The organism is Hydrogenovibrio sp. SC-1 (assembly GCF_002848135.1).
Classification (GTDB): domain Bacteria; phylum Pseudomonadota; class Gammaproteobacteria; order Thiomicrospirales; family Thiomicrospiraceae; genus Hydrogenovibrio.
On the sequence record NZ_PKGB01000005.1, the window covers coordinates 139,030 to 158,750 of the forward strand.

Genomic DNA, 19,721 nt, shown 5'->3' on the forward strand with positions numbered 1-19,721 from the left:
GGTTGTTTTTAGGGATTCGACCTAGTCCGTGGGGGGTAACGACTCTAACTCCCATCTCGGCTGGCAAGCAAAGTTGAGGTCTGAGGTTTGTCCTGCGGCCAGACGTTGTGCGCCTGCATAGGCAATCATGGCGCCATTGTCGGTGCAGAATTCTAACCTTGGGTAAAAAGCTTGGCCTTGGCGACTTGTCATTAGCTCATTGAGTTTGGTACGAATGGCTTGATTCGCACTGACGCCGCCCGACACCACGAGTCGGTTTAACCCCGTTTGATCCAATGCACGCTTGCATTTAATTCTTAAGGTATCGGCAACGGCTAATTCAAAGGCCCGGCAGATATCGGCTCTGGTCTGGTCATTGTCATCGCCAGCGTCTTTCGCTTTGAGCCAAGTATTCAAGCTAAAGGTCTTCAAACCACTGAAGCTCATATCCAGGCCTGGTCGATCGACCATGGGTCTGGGAAAACGATAGCGTTCTGGATCGCCAGACAAGGCCCTTCTGGAAATTTCAGGGCCACCAGGGTAGCCCAGTCCTAACATTTTGGCAGTTTTATCGAATGCTTCGCCAGCGGCATCATCTAAAGTGTCTCCTAATCGTTGATAGCGGCCAATGCCATCAACTCGGATTAGCATGGTATGACCACCTGAAATGAGTAAGCAGACAAATGGGAATTGCGGTGGCGTATCTTCTAGCATGGGCGCAAGTAGGTGGCCTTCTAAATGATGTACGCCCACCGCGGGAATGCGCCAGGCAAAGGCAAGGCTTCTCGCGACCGATGCGCCAGACAGTAAGGCGCCCATTAAACCGGGGCCAGCCGTGTAGGCAATGCCGCTAATGTCACCCGCATTAAGTTTGGCATCTTGAATCGTTTGTTGGATGAGGGGAATGATTCGACGAATGTGATCACGCGACGCCAGCTCAGGAACCACACCGCCATACTCAGCATGCAGTTTGATTTGACTGTATAAATTGTGTGCGAGTAAGCCTTTATCTGAATGATAAAGGGCAATGCCCGTTTCATCGCAAGAGGTTTCAATGCCAAGAGTGATTTGAGGAGAAGCAGGGGCTTTAGATTGCATGGTTTCGTAACTGTTTTTATCGTAAAGCCGAATTTTAACAAAAACTTTAGAAAGGTCTGAAGTTTTGTTTGCAAAATAAAGGACTTAATTTTATAATCCACGGTTTACGATTTCCCGACGGGGAGTCAGAACAAATTTTTAACCTAAAGAGTAGATTATGCCAAGCGTAAAAGTAAGAGATACTGAACCATTTGACGTAGCTTTGCGTCGTTTTAAACGTACTTGTGAAAAAGCAGGTGTATTAACTGAATCGCGTAAACGTGAATATTATGAAAAGCCTACCTGGGCTAAGAAACGTATGAAAGCGGCAGCAGTTAAGCGTTTAGCAAAGCGTTTGTCTCGTGAAACTCGTCGTACATCACGTTTATATTAAGCCAACCCCTATTAAGTAGGTTTGATCGATGTCAAGTGAATTAAAAGCGCAACTCACCTCAGAAATGAAGGTGGCCATGAAAGCCAAAGAAAAGGCTCGTCTTGGCGTTATCCGATCAATGTTGGCGGCTATTAAGCAGGTTGAAATAGACTCGCAAGCAACACTGGAAGACGATTCGGCGGTTTTAGCTATTTTAGATAAAATGCTGAAACAACGCCGTGATTCACAGCAGCAATATGAAGATGCTGGAAGACCTGAACTCGCTGAGCAAGAAGCTTATGAAATGACGGTGATTCAGGATTTTTTACCGCAACCTTTGACGGAAGCTGAAGTTGCCGATATGGTGGATGATGCGATTCAAGCTGTGTCTGCTGCTTCAATGCAAGACATGGGCAAAGTCATGGGGTTGCTAAAACCCAAAATGCAGGGTAGAGCAGATATGGCTGTTGTCAGTAAGCTGATTAAGGCAAAGTTATCTTAAACGGCTAGCGAGTCGATCTCTGGAAATTGCTAAAACCCATTGGTGAACTTTCATCAATGGGTTTTTTGCGTTTTAGTATTGTGTATTGTTCTGTGTATTAATTGTGGATAACCGAGTTAATAAAGGTTATAAGGGATCTTAGTGGTACCAAATCCAGCCTCTCAATCAACAAGCAATAAAAAGCCTAAAGGGTCGATCCCACGGTCTTTTATCGAAGATCTATTGGCACGTTCCGATATTGTCCAGCTCATTAATCAACGAGTCCCTCTCAAAAAGGCGGGTGCCAGCTACAAGGCCTGTTGTCCTTTTCATGATGAAAAAACCCCTTCTTTTAATGTGAGTTCGCAAAAGCAGTTTTATCACTGTTTTGGTTGTGGCGCCAGCGGCGATGCATTGAAGTTTTTGATGGATTACGACGGGTTAAGCTTTGTGGAGGCGGTTGAATCCTTGGCGGCGTTAAATGGCATGGAAGTGCCTCGAGAGCAACTGTCTCCCCAAGCACAACAACAAGCACAGCAAAAACGTGATTTATTTGACGTGATGTTCAGTGTAACCAAATTTTACCGACAGCAGTTAAGAGATCATCCCGCTGCTGAAAAAGCAAAGCAGTATCTAAAGCAGCGGGGGGTGACCTCAGAAATTGCCAAGCAATTTGTCATTGGTTTTGCTCCGCCAGGGTGGGATAGTTTAGTTTCCGGTTTAAAGGCCGATAACGCTCTTAAGCAGCAACTAATCGAAACCGGGATGTTGATAGAAAAGTCAGAAGGCAAAACTTATGACCGCTTTCGGCATCGGATTATGTTCCCAATCCGTGATGGTCGTGGGCGAGTGGTCGCCTTTGGCGGGCGGGTTTTAAGTGATGAAGATCAGCCAAAGTATTTGAATTCCCCCGAAACGGCTCTGTTTCATAAAACTCATACTTTGTATGGGTTGTATGAATTAAGGCAATCCCGGCAAGCCTTCAAACACATATTAGTGGTTGAGGGCTATATGGATGTGGTGTCTTTGGCACAGTTTGGCGTGCATAATGCCGTTGCAACTTTAGGAACAGCGATAACGGAATCGCACTTAAATATGCTGTTTCAACAAGTGGGAGAAGTGGTGTTTTGTTTTGATGGCGATGAGGCTGGAAAAAAAGCAGCTTGGAAAGCCATGGAGTTGTCACTTCCTAAAATCGAAGGAACTCAATCGGTTCGATTTTTGTTTTTAGATCCAGGAGAAGATCCTGATTCTACGATTCGCAAAGAAGGTTTAGAGGGTTTTCAAGCACGGGTCGACCAGGCATTATCCTTGTCCGCTTTTTTGTTTAAAGGGTTAATTGGACAGTTGCCCCTGCCAATTAGTACGGTAGAGGGGCAGCAACAATTAATTGCTTTGGCCAAACCTTATATTACGAATGCAACAGGGGCCATGCCCGACTTGTTGACAAAGGTGTTGTCAGATTACGTTGAATTGCCCGTTTGGCGGTTGGGGCAGATTATGGGGATACGAGTCTCTTCAACTAAGCGTTCGGAGTCAGCTCAAACGGAACCAATTGTCACACAGAAAGTGACGAGCTTAGTCTTAAAGTTAATTAAATTGCTTTTAATGAGGCCGCAATGGGCAAGTGTTTTAGCAGATGCTCAGCAGCAGTTAATTGACTCGGAAAAAGCGGAATATCGTTTTCTCGCACAGTTTATCCAAGTGCTTGCAAACAATAACTATATTACTGAAGCCGCTGAAGCTTGGCTGTCGGAACCAAATAAAAAGCACTTGTGGCAACAGCTGGATGGCATTATGTTTCAGTCAGATGACGCTTTTTTACAAAATGAATTTTCTGCTTGTGTGCTACAGGTCGGTAAAGAGCTGAAAAAAGAGCAAGATATCAAAAAAATTAAGTCTGAAGTTCTTAGTTAAAATTCAAACTGTTAATGAATAATTTAGTATAATACGCGGTTCTATTTTTGGGAGGGGTGCCTTCCATAGAATCAAAGTTGAGGCAAAGATGACGAGAGTAGAAAGAAAGCAGCAATTAATCGATTTAATTGAAAGAGCTAAAGACCTAGGTTATTTAACTTTCTCGGATGTGAATGATGTCCTACCGGATGATATTGAAGAAGATCAGCTAGGTCAGGTCTTAACCATTCTAAAAGATTTTGGTATTCAATTGTTTGAGTCAGCCCCTGATGCAGATGAATTGCTGACCAAAGAAGGTGAAACTTTTGATGATGCCGCAGCAGAAGCGGCGATTTTGGCACTTGCGGAAGTGGATGCCGAGTTTGGGCGCACGACCGATCCAGTGCGTATGTATATGCGTGAAATGGGTTCTGTTGAGCTATTGACACGCCAAGGCGAAGTAGAGATTGCCAAGCGAATCGAATACGGTATTCGAGACATGCTGGAAGCCATGGCAAAATACCCTAAAGTCGCCGCTGAACTACTCGCCTCATTTGCCCGTATTGAAGAAGGTGAAGGTAAAACAGCAGACCTGATTCAAGGCTTCGTTCGTCCAGCCGATTTGATTGATATTCCAATTGAAGAACTTTCTCCCGATAGTGACTCCAATGAGCCTAAAGAAGACGGTATTAACCCAGAAGAATTGGCTGAGTTTTTGTCCACACTAGAAAAAGTGAATGCTGATGTTCTGAAGGCCGAAGAAAAGCATGGCTATAGTGATCCAAAGTCGATTAAAAAACGCGAAGAAATCATTAAATTACTAGCGTCTGTTAAGCTGTCTCCTGTCTTTGTTAATCGCATGATTAAAGGAGTTAAATTACGCATCAATGCTATACGTGAGCAAGAGCGTAATATTGTCAATATTGTGATGCGTCAAATCGGCGTGCCAAGACCTCAGTTCTTAAAGATTTTTGTCGGTTCTGAAACAGACTACGATATTCTAGAACGCTTCAAGGAAGCGCTTCCTGAAAAAGCAGAGCAATTGGAAGGTGTCAGAGGCGATGTCAAACGTGCACAAAAGCGTTTGGTCATGATTGAAAAAGCCGAAAAAATGCCAATTAAGGAATATAAAGAAATTTATAAAAACTTAAGTAAGGCAGAAGGCATTGCTCGTGTTGCTAAGCGTGAAATGATTGAAGCTAACTTGCGTTTGGTTATTTCGATTGCTAAAAAATATACCAACCGCGGTTTGCAGTTCCTTGACTTGATCCAGGAAGGAAACATTGGCTTAATGAAAGCGGTTGAAAAATTTGAATACCGTCGTGGTTACAAATTCTCAACCTACGCTACTTGGTGGATTCGTCAAGCCATTACCCGTTCGATCGCAGACCAGGCTCGTACTATTCGTATCCCAGTTCACATGATCGAAACCATTAATAAGCTGAACCGCATTCAACGACAGTTGTTGCAAAAAATGGGCCGTGAACCGACACCAGAAGAGTTGGCTGAAGAAATGGAAATGCCAGAAGATAAGGTTCGTAAAGTGATGAAAATCGCCAAAGAACCGATTTCAATGGAAACACCTGTTGGGGATGATGAAGATTCCTCTTTGGGTGATTTTATTGAAGACTCCAATATTCTGTCACCACAAGATTCAGCCGATTTAGAAGGCATGGGCGAAACTGTTCGTGAAATGTTGAGCACGCTAACGCCACGCGAAGCCAAAGTCTTGCGTATGCGTTTTGGGCTAGGCATGAATACAGATCACACCCTAGAAGAAGTCGGTAAGCAATTTGATGTGACGCGTGAGCGTATTCGTCAAATCGAAGCCAAAGCATTGCGCAAACTGCGTCACCCAAGTCGTGCAGAACGCCTTAAAAGCTTCTTAGACTAATCTGTTGAAGCAGGGCTGAAAAAGCCCTGCAAAAACTTTTAAATCCCCTATAATACCAACCAAAAATCACCAGGCCTGGTGGTTTTTGGTACAAACCCTTTCTATTGCCTCCTTAGCTCAGTTGGTTAGAGCACCCACTCATAATCATTTTTCCGGGCAGAATCTTAATATCCCTAATTTCCCCTAAATGTCCATAACTCACTGATTTAATGATTCTTTTAACCTTTTTTCAACTTGGAAAAAGAGGGCAATAAAGTCGAATAAGATTAAATTTCTGAAAACAAAGCTGCACTTTTGGTTTTTTTTTCTGACCGAAAGACTCTATGATTTACTAGGAAAACCTGCACTTTTAAGAAAAAATTGTGTCATACAAAACAGGCAGCTTTGTTTTTGTATATACAGAAATACGTACTTCATATGGGCTCAGGCATTTTAGAGGAGTATCTTTAAAACCGTGTCAATAAATATGAGTGCTTTAAACTGCCAAAGAATCTTTCAACGACAGCCTAATCCCAATACGAATCTACATATGAAAAAAGACGTCGCTGAATATATTAGATAACAGATAAAAAGTCATTATTTTCAGTTAAATTCGGCCTTTCATAGTGACCTTCCTACTGTTGATAGCACATCAACTATATCAAAAAGACGCCCTGTGTACGTCTCTTTAAGATGGAAGTCAGAGCCTGCCTTTCCGTTTAAGTCGTCACTAATTGCATTGACAAGTTTTCTTAACCGTCTTTGATGGATGTCGAGCTTAGCTTGCAGTGGGTCGGTCAGAATCCCGATGAATGTCGATACGATTGCGAGAACAACAGCAATCACGATAGCTACTGACAGTAGAGGTCTGACGGAAGCAGTTACAGGAAAAATTGCGTAGTAGTATGAACCAGCGGTTGAACCAAGCCAGAAGCTTGATATTGCAGCTGAATTAGCCACAGCTGCAGAAACTGCCGCCCCAGCGCTTAGTGCGCCAAATGAAGCATTGCCTAGAGCGATTCTACTTGTGATCAATAGCGTGACGTTGCTTGCTAGGTCGGATGATGCTGTTCGGGTTGCGCCGTACTCCGCAAGTTTCGCATCAAGCTTAGTTCTGAAATCTGGAGACTGTGATGGCTTGACGAATGCATCAAGCTCTTCATTCAATAACGACTGCAATTCAGGGTTTCTCAAAATGGTAGCCATCAAGGAATCTTTGGTACTGATCTTTTGGCCTTGCTGGTATGGCAGTTCAAGGAGCTCGGTGACTATTAGCAAGGCTAATCTGACGATCCATATCAGTTTCCAGGCCTTGAGGGATTTTCCTGATGCGATTCTGTAGGCTTTTAAGGTTTAACAGTCCTGCAATGAAGCTAAGCAATGCAAGGAAAATGTTTACAACCGACCAGATAATATTCATTGGCACTTTAATAACGTCCCAACCGAGTGCATGGCTGTGAATCTTTAATGCGCCACGAAAAGAGTAATGACGGCTAACAAAGTCATCTATACGGTTTTCGCACTCACCGATATAGGCTTCAACCCCTGAGGCAAACGCTTAGTCTATGACTGAAGATACTTTACAGATCAATAGAAGGGCTCTTCATAATGGGGCTATCGAAAAACCAAAACTAAGATCACCAAAATAACAATCATCCAAAAAGCACTGGTTGCCATTTTGAACAAAAACCCCAGTATTGAACAAATCAACTGAACCATTATTTACCTCTCATAATGTTTAAGAGCATTTTTGAGTGTGCAATGAATTTCATCTCTCAGACTGATTGGCTCTAAGACCTCAACGCCATCGCCAAACGCCAGTATCCACCAACGCAGCTCTTTATTGTTTGCGACTGTAGTATTAATTAGAATAGCGTCATCTTGCAATTCATGGGTCTGAGAGTCATTTATTTTTGTTTCTAATAGGTGCGACCCTGCTTTGTTTGAGAATCTCAGTAAGATTTCAATTTCTTCGTTACCTAATGAAAAACCAACACGTCCCGATTGAGTAAATTTTGTTAAAGAAAAGTCTGCCGGATATTCAAAACTGCCACCCACTTCTAAAATCTTTTTGAAGCGACTTAAAGCCAGCTGGATATAGTTGTCATATTCATCAGATTGGCATATTACATAGGTCATGGCATCTCTAAATATTAAGCCTAAAGGTTTAATGGTTAACGAGCGAATATCATTAGATGTTTTAGAAAAATATTCAACATGCAACTGCTTTTGTATGAGTACCGCTTCATAGATTTGAGAAGCAATCTCAGAGGAAATCTCACAGGGTTGAAGCTGAAATCCTCTTGGATGAATGTAAACCTTTTCAGTCCAATTCAACAAGTCATCCGACTTAAGGGTTTCAAGAACATGCTCAGCCTGTTTGAACTGTCTTTCAATGAGTTCTAATTGGCCTTTAGGGAAAGTAGGGGTTAAGAACTTTTGTGTCAACAATAAAGCCATCGCAACACTGGGTGAAAAACCAGGTAAATGTTTGCCAGCATCATATTCAGACCAAGACCAGCCATAAGGTTTTGAACGGTCATCTTGAACAAGCGGAAAGATCTGACTGAGTAACAACAAATCCCTCTGCAAGGTTCGCATGCCAATTTCAATGCCCTCATTATTCAGAGCAGTTAATAAATCAGAGGTAGAAATTTTTCTTGGATGTGCGGGGATTTTTTGAAGTAAGTTCCACTGTCTTAAAACTGCATCGGCCATAATGTTCTCTCACTGTTTTTGATAAGCATAGCATTTAGGTGCGTCTTATTGTGTCGTATCTATAGATAAAATATCAGCATACAGGACAAAAATCTCTAAAGAGATATGATCTCTCAATCCAATCTTTTCCTACGGAGATAACTTAAATGCAAAGCAGTCACCTAGTTCAACATAAGATGCCACAGCAATATAACGACTCAATCATCATTAACATTGGGCAGATACTGGGAGACAACAGCCAAATAGAAATCACGCCTTGGAATCAAGGCGTCAGTTGGTTACTAAGAGAGCGACAAGATCATAAGTATGAATATGGTATCTGGGAAATTCCAGGCTTTAGCATTGGTTATATGGAAAAGGCAGCTAATGACTCTGGTAATCAATTCAGCATTCCAGATGATGTAAAAGAAGCCATTAATCAGTTTGAAAAGCACTATGAAAACCATTCCAGTACAGCGTTATGGTTTGTGAGCCGTTCAATAGAAGCTAAGGAGCTATTAATCGATGCACCATTTATATTTTGGTGTGTATTGGAATATGCAAAAAGACAAGACCTAGAGGTTGATGAAATCTTTGTGCTCTTTGGCAGCAAGAGAAAAACCATTTTAAATAAAATGGGCTTCGAAGGCACTAAATCACAAATCAAGGCCCTGAAGCACATTCAGTTCAGCTATTCATTTCAGTATGATTATGTTCCCAAGCTAATACAGTTTTTTCAGACCGCAACGCCACAGCAGCTAGCCAGTTTTGAATACTTAGATTTTGATATTGTCAAAGCAATCAATCAAAACCCTGAGCTATTAAAATCAAAATGGATATATCACCTCAATGCAAAACTCTCTTCAAACATCCGGTCGATCGTGAGTTTGCATCAAGATACTTTAGGGCTGTTAGATGCGCTTTTAGAAACCCGAAGAAAGAACCGTGTTTTTGGTTGCGCAACCATCGAAGCTCTAAAAGAATTACATGACACTTTAGTTGTAAGACTTAATGACAAAAAATTCCAAGAGGCCGAACAAAGAATCTTTCCTGATAGCCCATTTGAAGATACACCATCCATTCGATATATCACCAATGCAAAAATGCTTCATGAAGAAGGGCAGATCCAAAAGCACTGTGTATATTTATATGAACAGCGTATTTTGCGAGGAGAATATCTTGTATATCAGTGTATAGGTGAAGAAAGGGCAACCGTCGGCATTCGTTTTGATAATGGAAAAAACCGTTTTGTAATAGAACAAATAAAAGGCTGTCGTAACCATGCGGTTAGTGATGAGGTTGAAGAAGAAATCCAAGCCTGGTTTTATGAACAGAATAAATTCAAACCTAAGCCACAACTAATAATCCATGATTAAAAATGTTGATGTATTGAATCTGCCGAGGTTGTATCGATTCTGTTAAAGTAATTTGTCAGTCAATTTTACTTACGTGTGGTGAAGATAAAGAATGAGCATAACAAACTTCAGGGCTTTAAAACTAAAACATAAACTGATAGCAGAAGATGCGACTGAAAATTTTAATGTGAGAATACATCGTGCATTGAAGTGGTTAGAGCGCTCAGAAAAAGAAAATGGCGACCATGATGCTGAATTCATATTTCTTTGGATATCTTTCAATGCAGCCTACGCTCAATTATTTGGGTATGAGCATTCTGAAAAAGAAAACTTTAATCAGTTTTTTACGCTCATAATCGAGATGGATCAAAAAAATCATATCCATAATCTACTATTTGAAAACTTCAGTGGCCATATTCGAACCTTGATTGAAAATAAGTTTATCTACGAACAGTTCTGGAGAGCACTTAGAGATCAAGAAATTTCCACTCAATGGAAAGATTCTTTTGAACTGAGCAAAAAGAAAGCTTTGTCTTCACTGTTAGAAAAAGACACATTGACCACTTTATCAATCGTATTTAGTCGGCTATATGTCTTAAGAAATCAACTTATTCATGGTGGTTCAACATGGAACTCGCAAGTGAATCGACAGCAGGTGATGGATGGTTGCAAAATATTGAGGCAGTTAATCCCCGTAGTTTTAGCATTGATGGTTGAGAACTTTCAGGAAGATTATGGGGAGTTAATCTACCCTCTAGTGTAGAATTTATTAAAAAAGTAAATTAATTTTGAAGAAAAATTGATTGATTATTATTTGTCACTATTGATTGTCGAGCAGGTGTTTTTTTTATAATTACTGTCGTTCTTGAAAACTCCTTTCATTGAAGTTTTTACAATATGGTATTTGTGAGATTCCAGCTAAACGAGCTGTATTAAGGGGCGAACATAGTGCTGCTTGAGAAGTATCAAATATAGCCAAATTCATAAGAGTATTTTAAAAAAAAATCATCTGGCTAAAGAGGAAAGTTAATCTTCTATATTTCAACCTATAAAGTGTTTTCAGTAATAACGAATTTAAGTGTGAGCTTAAATGCCTCGAAGGTTATAGAGTGTTAAAAGAGTACATAAAAGATATTACAGCGGGTGCCTTGCTTTTAGATGAGACCAAGCTCTGGCTATCGTTGACTGAAAATGGTCGACAAGTTGATATAGAAACATTCTTAAAAGCAATGCCAGCACGTTCAGAATCTACAGCAAAACGCTATGCATCTGTTATAAAAGGGCGGTTATCTAATATAGATGAAGTAGGTTTAGAGTTGTTAACAAACAGCTATGGCGAAAATTTAAAATTGATGCTGCTCTTATTGGTAATGAACAGAACCCCCATCGTGAAAGATTTCATTAAAGAGATATATTGTGAGTCAAAAAAGCTATATCGTTCAACAGTAGATGCGATTGAAGTTAACCGCTTTATTGAAGAGCGTATTGATTTGATTTCGGCAGGCCGTTTACCGAGTGAAAGCTCTTTAAAAAAAGTGAAAACGAATCTTGTTAAGGTTCTGGTAAATGCCGAATTACTTAACAATAACCGAGTGATGATGCTGCAAAACATCTTTATATTGCCAGAGGTGCAAGAGTTTGCTTCAACACAGAAATTAACACATCTATTGAATATCTTGGAGTGTGAGTCTTGAAAAAGTTACAAGAACGCCTTGATTTGATCTTAGAGAGAGTCGATAACCCTAAATTTTTAAACAGTGATGGCTTGGGTAATGAGATTGGTTTTTGGATATTTGATTATCCCGCCAAAGACGAAATTCGTGTTCGAGAACATATTGAATATCTCCAAGAAAAACTGGTACAGAGAGGTAAGCAATTTAAAGTCTTGAACTTGTTTCAAGTAATCATCGATATGCTTGAATCACGCAATCTTTTAGAAAGAACATTTCAAAGAGAAAAAAAAGTTGGCGCAGAAAACTTAATATCCACCTTAAAAGCCCCGCTGAGCCAAGAGAAAATTGCACAGTTTATGGCACAAAATTATTCATTAGATAAACAAGAGTTTGTCATATTGTGCGGCATTGGCAATGCCTGGCCTTTAATCAGGGGGCACGAAGTTTTAAGCGCTTTACAAGATGTGATGGGAAAGACTCCATTATTGCTGTTTTATCCTGGTGAATACAGCGGATTAGACTTACATCTTTTTGGCAAAATTGAATCCCAAAACTACTATAGAGCTTTTAAATTAGTGCCTTAAAGCAGCTTAAATTAATATTCAGCAGAGTTGAGAAAGAGAATTTTATGAAAATTGAACAACTGTTTTCTAAGCAATTAAACCGAGATATTAATGGGGTTGTTAAAGCAGAAGAAACCAAAGATTCTGTTGTTTTAACAGAACTTGATGAGTATGTCGTAACCAATGAGCTTGATAAACACTTCCGAAGTTTTTTTGAAAGTTATTTAGCCGCCATTGAAAATCCAGACACGGCATCGCAAAAGGTAGGGGTTTGGATTTCTGGTTTCTTTGGTTCTGGTAAGTCACACTTTCTAAAAATTCTCTCGTATTTGCTTGAAAACAGAGTAGTAGCGTCCGACGATGCCAGCCAAAAGTTGGCAATTGATTTTTTCAAAGACAAAATTGCTGATCCACTTCTATATGGTGATATTCACCGCTCTGTGAAACGTCCTACGGAAGTGATTCTTTTTAATATTGATTCTCGAGCAAATACTGATGACAGAGACAATGCAATTCTCAAAGTATTTTTGAAAGTCTTTAACGACCGAGTAGGCTACTGTGCAGAACACCCGCATGTGGCTCATTTAGAACGAGAGCTAGATAAAAAAGGCCAATACACAGCGTTTAAAGAAAAGTTTAATGAGCTGTCATCATCAAAATGGGAGGCTGAAAGAGACGCTTATGAGTTTTATCAAGATGAAATGGTGCAGGCACTTTCAGCTGCAACAGGTCAGTCAGTTGAATCCTCTACAAGTTGGTTTGAGTCGTTAAAAAATAATTTTCCTCTAAGTATTCTAAACTTCAGTAAATGGGTCGCTGAGTACCTTAACCAGACTAAAGAAAAGAATTTATTATTTTTGGTCGATGAGGTGGGGCAGTTCATTGGTAAGAACTCGCAGATGATGTTGCAGCTACAAACCATTGTCGAAACCATGGGGGTTGAAACTCAAGGTCGAGCTTGGGTGGTCGTGACCGCTCAGGCGGATATTGATGCTGCAATCGGGCAGTTAAACAAAAACCAAGGGGATGATTTCTCAAAAATCCAGGGGCGCTTTTTAACCCGTATGCAACTGTCTAGCTCCAATACCGCAGAAGTCATTCAAAAGCGTTTACTCAGTAAAACACCAGAAGCGTTAGAGGTGTTGTCTTCTTTATATGCCAGTAAACAAGATATTCTAAAAAACCAGCTCTCATTTAATTCCACCGCCTCCTTGTCTTCTTACAGTGATATAACCAGCTTTGTAGATAATTATCCGTTCATACCGTATCACTATGGCTTAGTGCAAAAGGTCTTTGAGTCAATTCGTACAAAAGGTGCCACCGGTAAGCATCTGGCCATGGGGGAACGCTCTTTATTAGATGCTTTTCAGTCAGCGGCAAAACAAATTAGCCTTGAACAAGCGGGTGCTTTAATCCCATTTGACCGCTTTTATACACCAATAGAGAGTTTTTTAGAGCCAGCAGTCAAAAGAACCATTGACCAAGCCGTTACGCTCGATAAATTAACGGAATTCGATAGCCGCCTATTGAAAACACTCTTTTTAATCCGTTATGTCGATACCATAAAAAGCACAGTGGAAAACTTAGCGACCTTAATGGTTGATGAAATTGATGCCAATAAACTGCATCTTAAAAAAGAGATTGAGAGTAGTTTGCTTCGCCTAGAAAACGAACTGTTAATTGCGCGAAATGGTGAAGAATATAACTTTCTAACCAATGAAGAAAAAGAAATAGAAAACGAAATTCGTCATACCGACGTTGAGCCAACGGCAATCAATAACAAACTCGCTGAGATTTTGTTTGATACCTCATTAAAAGGCTACCGAGCTTACCGTTATCCCATCAACAAGCAAGAATTTAAAATTAGCCGTTTTTGTAACGGACACCCACGAGATGGAAGTGTTCTAGAAGACCTTGTGGTAAGGGCTATCACGCCTTTAGATATGGATTACGATCGTTTTCAATCAAGTGCCTATTGCAATCAATATTCACTTGATCAGACCTGCTTATTGATTCTGTTAGGGGATAATAAATCACTTTGGGATGACATGGAGACCTATGTCAAAACCGAACGTTATCTCAAGCAAACCGCAAACTCGTCTGAAAAGGCACAACTTCTTCGAGAAAAGCACCTAGAAAACAATGACCGTTTAAAGCGACTTCACCAAGGTATAGAGCAACTGATTTCAGAAGCAGACTATTACGCAATAGGGGCACAGCTTCAGACCAATGGCTCTAGTCCAGTAACTCAAATTGAAGCTGGCTGTAAATACATTATTGAAAATACCTTTGCCAAGCTTGCATTATTACAGCCATATCCTGGTGAAATTAACCATGAAATTCAATCGGTTTTAAATGCGGATGATGTTGCGCAAATTGGGCTGGATTTAGACAGTGATGAGGTTAATCCACAAGCCAATAAAGAAGTAGAAAATTACATTGGCTTAAAGCTCGATAGAAGTGAAAAAGTCTATATTAAAAATATCCTTGAACACTTTGCAAAACGTCCTTATGGCTGGCCAGAGTCAGAAGTAGTGTTGTTAATTGCGCGTCTTGCTTTAGCAGGAAAAATAAGCTTTGTATACCAAGCGAATCCGCTCAATCTTAAACAAGCCTACGAGCCTTTAAATAATTTCCGTAAACGAGCAGAAGTGCAGGTTTTAAAGGTAAGAAGACATGATGATGTCATGTTAAGTAAAGCCAAAAAGCTGTACAAAGACCTATTCATTAAAACCTTTACAGGCACAAGTGAAAAAGAACTGGCTGAAGCGGTTACCGCTCAAATCAATTATCGTTTAACTCAATTAAAAGAGTTCAAAAGCAAATCACAAGCTCTACATTGTCCAGGTATTAAAGAAATTGAAAATGGTTTGGTCTTAATCGCAAATTTGGTGGACCAGCCCAATAGCTTTGCATTGATTCAGTCTATGATTGATCAGTCTGAAGAACTGTTGGATTTTAGTGAGGATTTCGAAGACCTCGATAACTTCTATAATAGTCAGTTTCAAGTGTGGAAAACGCTTAATGAGGCCATCAATATCAAGTTTAAAGCGAACCGTAGTGCCATAGAAAAAGACGATAAAGCATTGCAAGCGTTACAAACTTTAGAGTCCATTTACAACATGGATTCACCCTACAATCAGTTAAAAAACATTGCAGGCTTAATTGAAACGGTTAACTCGACGAATGAAAAATTAATTGCAGAAAAAAGAAAATTTTCTCTTTCTAAAGTAGAAGAACGAATTCATAACATCCAGCAGCAGTTAGAGGGCACAAATGCTCCAGACGAGCTTAAAAATAAAGCGTTAATTCATTTACAAGCTTGTAAAAAAAGAATTCAGCAAACTGAATCTATTCCTGAAATCATGTTGCAACAACAAGAGACGGCTGGGCATGAAGAAGACGCTGAAGCCTTAATAAATGAATACATTCAAAAACTGATAGAACAGCAAAAACAGCAAGAAGCTGCCAAAAAATCATCGCTTGATTATCCCACAGAAGTTGAATCTGGTAAGACATCAATAAAAGCGGCTGAACCCAGTCTTGTTGTTGTAAAACCCGTCAAGAATATTGCCGCATCCAGCTTAGCAAGTGATGGGTTTATTGAAAGCCCAGAACAAGCGGATGTGTTTATCGAAACGTTACGTGAGCAATTGCTTAAGGCGATTAACGCCGGCGAAAGAGTGAGAATTAAATAACGATGAATACCAAAAACATAAAGGCTTATGCACCCAAAGCCCGAGAACAGCTATTGACTGCAATTGTTCAGCGTTTAAACCAGTTTGGAATTTCGGCCGATAAGCAAGGCAAGGTTGTGATACAAGAGCCGCGTATCAGTGGTTCTGCGATGCTTATTAACGAAAAGCCTTATGATATTGCGCTTCAGCCTTCAGTTAAGCGTTTAAGGGCTAAAGCCAATCAACTGGGGTATTCGGTTTTAACAGAACAGTTAGCCTACATTTGGTTTAACCGCCTTTGTGCTATTCGTTACATGGAAATACACGATTACCTAGAGCATGGTCTGCGAGTGCTATCTCACCCAACTCAAAGTACCGGGTTTCAAATTCTAGATAACCCGCAGGATGTCGCCGAAGACTTAGGGTTAGATCGTAACCATCTAATCGACTTAAAACTTGCCAATAAAGACGAAGAACTCTATAGAGAGTTACTTCTAGGTCAATGTCATAAACTGCATGAGTATATGCCATTTTTGTTTGAAGCCTTAGACGATGACACCGAGTTGATGTTACCTGACAATCTCACACGTACCGATTCAATTTTACGAAGTTTGGTAGACGACGTGCCTGAAGAAGACTGGCAGAATGTAGAAATTATTGGTTGGCTATATCAGTTTTATATTTCAGAGAAGAAAGACCAAGTGATTGGTAAGGTTGTTAAGAGTGAAGATATTCCAGCTGCCACACAGTTGTTTACCCCTAATTGGATCGTGCAATATCTCGTGCAAAACTCAATTGGTCGTCAATGGATGTTAACTTACCCTGAATCCAACCTAAAACAGCAAATGCCATATTTTATTCCTTTGGCAGAACAACCAACGGAAGCACAGCAAAGGCTAGACGAACTTACACCAAATGAGATTAATCCAGAAACACTCAAGGTATTAGACCCTGCTTCTGGTTCAGGCCATATTTTGGTAGAAGCCTACAACACCCTCAAACACATCTATGAAGAACGTGGCTACCGCATACGAGAAATCCCTAAGTTAATTTTAGAGAACAACCTATACGGTCTGGACATTGATGACCGTGCCGCACAGCTTGCAGGTTTCGCTTTAATGATGAAAGCCAGAGAAGACGATCGTCGTATTCTAACTCGTGAGATTAAGCTCAATATCATGGCGCTTCAACAAACCGACCATATTTCCATTGTCAAACAATGGAAAGCCCTAAACATCAATAATGACTGGCAAGCTGGCACAAGTGAACAGCTGTTTGATGAAGACCAAATGCCAATTGACGAAAACGATACTCAATATCAACTTTTTAAACAAACGCTTGAGGCTTTTCATCAAGCCAAAACGCTGGGTAGCCTAATTGATATTCCCCATACAAACTTAGCAGGCCTGCTTGAATTAAAAACGCAGTTGGCTACTTTTACACAAAGCTCAGACCCTCAGCAAAAAAAAGTCGCAATTGAATTGCTCCCCATATTTGACCAAGCGATATTGCTAGCACAGCAATACGATGCCGTGATTGCCAATCCGCCTTATATGGGAAGTAAATATCATATTAAGCCTGTTAAAGATTTCTTAAAAGAAAACTACAAAGGGTTTGAGAAAGATTTATTTTCAGCATTTATTATCCGAAATTTAAAATTAACTAAACCAAATGGTCAGCTTGGATTTATGACGCCATTTGTATGGATGTTTATTTCAAGCTATGAAAATTTACGAGCAAGGTTAATTGATAAGGAAACCATTTCAACCCTAGTTCAGCTAGAGTATTCAGGGTTTGATGGTGCGACGGTACCTATTTGTACATTTACTCTCACTAAAGGAAAAATTTCGTGCTTGAAAGGAACTTATATTCGTTTATCAGATTTTAAAGGTTCTGAAAATCAAGGGCCTAAAACCCTGGAAGCGATCCAGGAAGAGAGAAAACGCTTAGGCGTTTAGTTTACGGTGGGTTTTGGCGTCGGTCAGGCGCCAGGTTGGTTGATACGATTGTCATGATTATTGTGTTTAGTGTGCCTGTGTCAATTTATTATGGCGACAGTGAGTGTTTTGCTCGACACACTGGGCCTTTGTTAATACTGGAATGTGCTCGAGGGTTTTGAATTGTACAAAAAAAGATTAACGGCTTTTATCGATATTCTTGGGTTTTCACAACTAGTTCAAGAAATTGACATACAAGAATCTAATGGTGAAGAAAGGTTTAATTCGATTCTGACTCTGTTAAAAGAGCTTAAATCCCGTGAAAAGCCAGAGAATGCTAATGAAGCAATTGAAATAACTGCGTTTTCAGACTCAATAGTCATATCGGTTGCAAATAGCAAAAAAGCTTTGTTTACCGTTTTGTGGAATGTTGCATGGCTCCAATCCAGTCTGATGAAGTCAGGGTATTTATGCCGTGGAGGTATTTCTTTTGGAGAACTTCACCATAAAGACGGAATTGTTTTTGGTAAAGGCTTGATTGAAGCCTATAAGATAGAATCTAGTCTTGCTGTGTATCCCCGAATTGTAGTGAGTGACGAAATTCAAGAAAAATGTAATGGCTCACTTAAAGATGTTTTCCTAGTTGAGTCAGATGACGGTCTATCTCACGTAGACCCATTCTCAGTTGGTGACTTTATAGGTACTTCTGACGATGCTGCAGATGGAAATGATTTAACAGAATGGTTCTATATGTCTTTAGAAAAAACCTGCGAAACAGAAATTGAACGCTTAAAAGAATTAAAACAAATTAATCCGTTGATGAAATGGCAATGGGCATGCAGTCAGATAAAACAATCCAAAGCTGATTACTTAACTGATAAAAAATGCAAGATGGATAGATTCCTCCATTCTAGAGAGCAATGAAAAATGAAACCTTCAAACTTTGACATATTTAATCGAATTACTCTTTTTACTCTAGTAAGACTATTTGATGAATTTCCCATGCCTGTTGATGTTGACCCAGAAGGCAATGCAATTAAAGCCTTTGAAGAGCAAGAAAACCTAGATGTTGATGAAACTTGGGCGCTTATGGATCTTGGGCTTCAGACTTTGATTTGGCTTAAATCTGAAGGCTTTATATCCATTATGCAAAGAACGATGGATGGCAAATGTATTGGTGTCTGTTTAACCCTCAAGGGATTATCGTTATTAGGTTATTCAGTTGGTGGTCAGGATGAATCCGAAACACTGATTGATAAAGCAAAAGAAGCTTTGACAGATACTGCGATTGAATCGGCAAAAGATGTTATGAAAAAGCTGTTTGCAATGGGTTTGGCCACAACTGTAAGTATTTAACAAATTAATAATTCTATATTTAAAAAGGTTTTTACTTTATGGAAATAAATAATCCTGCGGGCAGGCTTCTAAATATTCTCGAAGAAGGCAAAATGATTGATAGCAAAATGATAAACCGCGATGCTTGGAAAAAATTGTTATGCCATCCTGATGATTATGATTATTTGCTCATAGGAAGAATCGGGAAAGTTTTTGCGTTGCCTGACGAGATCTATAAAGAATTAACCCTAGTTGAAAACAATAGAATTAATGCATATATGAGTTGGACTAAGAACTTAGAAAGCTCATTAAATGCTTGTCGGCTTGACAGACCTTGGGCTGAATTTATTAACACAATTACTGATCAAATTCTTAACCCATTAGCAATGACTTCTGAATTCTTGTCTGCGCAAAGACCGCAGTTTTCTGTTGAGAAATCAGAGTTGGATAAAATTAGCTCAGATTCTCAAGCATTACTTGATCTTATTATAAATTCCTCTTTAGAAACCAACTTAAAAAGTTATTTCATAGAGCAGTTACGAAAAATTAGGCATGCAATTGAAGAGTTCAAGATAACAGGCGCCGCACCAGTCATTGAAATTGTCGAATCAACTTTCGGTAAGTTTAGAACAAACAAAGAAGCATTTGAAGATAGTGTCAATGACGAAGGTTTGAAGCACAAGTTCTGGGATTTTATGCATAAAACAGCAGTTGTATTAACAGTAGTGAATGGTCTTAACCAGCTTCCAAACTTCAATAATGATTCAACTTCAAATTCAAAACCATTTTTTCTTGAAGATAGAAG

Annotated in this window: 17 protein-coding genes; 13 read left to right on the forward strand and 4 right to left on the reverse strand. The window is 39.8% G+C overall.

What is annotated here, in order from left to right; translation table 11 throughout:
- Positions 1-21 precede the first annotated feature (21 nt).
- Positions 22-1,077 carry a tRNA (adenosine(37)-N6)-threonylcarbamoyltransferase complex transferase subunit TsaD gene (gene tsaD / locus CYQ88_RS04510; RefSeq protein WP_101840158.1) on the reverse strand — a complete coding sequence of 352 codons (1,056 nt, stop codon included), beginning with the start codon at positions 1,075-1,077 and terminating at the stop codon, positions 22-24.
- Between the two features lie 157 nt (positions 1,078-1,234).
- Here tsaD and rpsU point away from each other — a divergent pair, with 157 nt between their 5' ends.
- The 4 genes from rpsU (at position 1,235) to rpoD (ending at position 5,700) form a co-directional block, all read left to right on the forward strand.
- Positions 1,235-1,450 (forward strand): 30S ribosomal protein S21, encoded by a 216-nt coding sequence (rpsU, locus tag CYQ88_RS04515; RefSeq protein ID WP_101840159.1) that lies wholly within the window; start codon positions 1,235-1,237, stop codon positions 1,448-1,450.
- A gap of 28 nt (positions 1,451-1,478) precedes the next feature.
- Complete coding sequence (locus tag CYQ88_RS04520; protein WP_101840160.1) at positions 1,479-1,931, forward strand: GatB/YqeY domain-containing protein; 453 nt, start codon at positions 1,479-1,481, stop codon at positions 1,929-1,931.
- 141 nt (positions 1,932-2,072) lie between these two features.
- Entirely contained in the window at positions 2,073-3,827 is a 1,755-nt protein-coding gene (gene dnaG / locus CYQ88_RS04525) for a DNA primase (protein ID WP_101840161.1), read from the forward strand.
- Positions 3,828-3,915: 88 nt separating this feature from the next.
- Positions 3,916-5,700 carry an RNA polymerase sigma factor RpoD gene (gene rpoD, locus CYQ88_RS04530; protein ID WP_101840162.1) on the forward strand — a complete coding sequence of 595 codons (1,785 nt, stop codon included), beginning with the start codon at positions 3,916-3,918 and terminating at the stop codon, positions 5,698-5,700.
- A 600-nt stretch (positions 5,701-6,300) separates the two neighbouring features.
- Here rpoD and CYQ88_RS04535 read toward each other — a convergent pair.
- The 3 genes from CYQ88_RS04535 to CYQ88_RS04540 form a co-directional block, all read right to left on the reverse strand.
- Entirely contained in the window at positions 6,301-6,885 is a 585-nt protein-coding gene (locus CYQ88_RS04535; protein WP_101840163.1) for a DUF6635 family protein, read from the reverse strand.
- A 46-nt stretch (positions 6,886-6,931) separates the two neighbouring features.
- Positions 6,932-7,210 carry a DUF6635 family protein gene (locus tag CYQ88_RS11710; protein ID WP_369827531.1) on the reverse strand — a complete coding sequence of 93 codons (279 nt, stop codon included), beginning with the start codon at positions 7,208-7,210 and terminating at the stop codon, positions 6,932-6,934.
- A gap of 191 nt (positions 7,211-7,401) precedes the next feature.
- Entirely contained in the window at positions 7,402-8,397 is a 996-nt protein-coding gene (locus tag CYQ88_RS04540) for a YafY family protein (protein WP_101840164.1), read from the reverse strand.
- Between the two features lie 146 nt (positions 8,398-8,543).
- Here CYQ88_RS04540 and CYQ88_RS04545 point away from each other — a divergent pair, with 146 nt between their 5' ends.
- From CYQ88_RS04545 to CYQ88_RS04585, 9 genes are all read left to right on the forward strand, one after another.
- Entirely contained in the window at positions 8,544-9,752 is a 1,209-nt protein-coding gene (locus tag CYQ88_RS04545; protein ID WP_101840165.1) for a PcfJ domain-containing protein, read from the forward strand.
- 91 nt (positions 9,753-9,843) lie between these two features.
- Positions 9,844-10,494 (forward strand): HEPN domain-containing protein, encoded by a 651-nt coding sequence (locus CYQ88_RS04550; protein ID WP_101840166.1) that lies wholly within the window; start codon positions 9,844-9,846, stop codon positions 10,492-10,494.
- A 346-nt stretch (positions 10,495-10,840) separates the two neighbouring features.
- Positions 10,841-11,425 (forward strand): BrxA family protein, encoded by a 585-nt coding sequence (locus CYQ88_RS04555; protein WP_101840167.1) that lies wholly within the window; start codon positions 10,841-10,843, stop codon positions 11,423-11,425.
- Positions 11,422-11,988: a DUF1788 domain-containing protein gene (locus tag CYQ88_RS04560; protein ID WP_101840168.1), complete on the forward strand. Its 567-nt coding sequence runs from the start codon at positions 11,422-11,424 to the stop codon at positions 11,986-11,988. The genes CYQ88_RS04555 and CYQ88_RS04560 overlap by 4 nt, the downstream gene beginning before the upstream one ends.
- A 44-nt stretch (positions 11,989-12,032) precedes the next feature.
- Positions 12,033-15,665 (forward strand): BREX system P-loop protein BrxC, encoded by a 3,633-nt coding sequence (gene brxC, locus CYQ88_RS04565; RefSeq protein WP_101840169.1) that lies wholly within the window; start codon positions 12,033-12,035, stop codon positions 15,663-15,665.
- Between the two features lie 2 nt (positions 15,666-15,667).
- Positions 15,668-17,602: a BREX-1 system adenine-specific DNA-methyltransferase PglX gene (gene pglX / locus CYQ88_RS04570; RefSeq protein WP_101840170.1), complete on the forward strand. Its 1,935-nt coding sequence runs from the start codon at positions 15,668-15,670 to the stop codon at positions 17,600-17,602.
- A gap of 162 nt (positions 17,603-17,764) precedes the next feature.
- Positions 17,765-18,505 carry a hypothetical protein gene (locus tag CYQ88_RS04575; RefSeq protein ID WP_143483759.1) on the forward strand — a complete coding sequence of 247 codons (741 nt, stop codon included), beginning with the start codon at positions 17,765-17,767 and terminating at the stop codon, positions 18,503-18,505.
- Positions 18,506-18,508: 3 nt separating this feature from the next.
- The gene (locus CYQ88_RS04580) at positions 18,509-18,937 is read left to right on the forward strand and encodes a hypothetical protein (protein WP_143483760.1); all 429 of its coding nucleotides are present in this window, start codon (positions 18,509-18,511) and stop codon (positions 18,935-18,937) included.
- 38 nt (positions 18,938-18,975) lie between these two features.
- On the forward strand, positions 18,976-19,721 hold a 746-nt coding region (locus CYQ88_RS04585; protein ID WP_143483761.1), incomplete at its 3' end, for a hypothetical protein.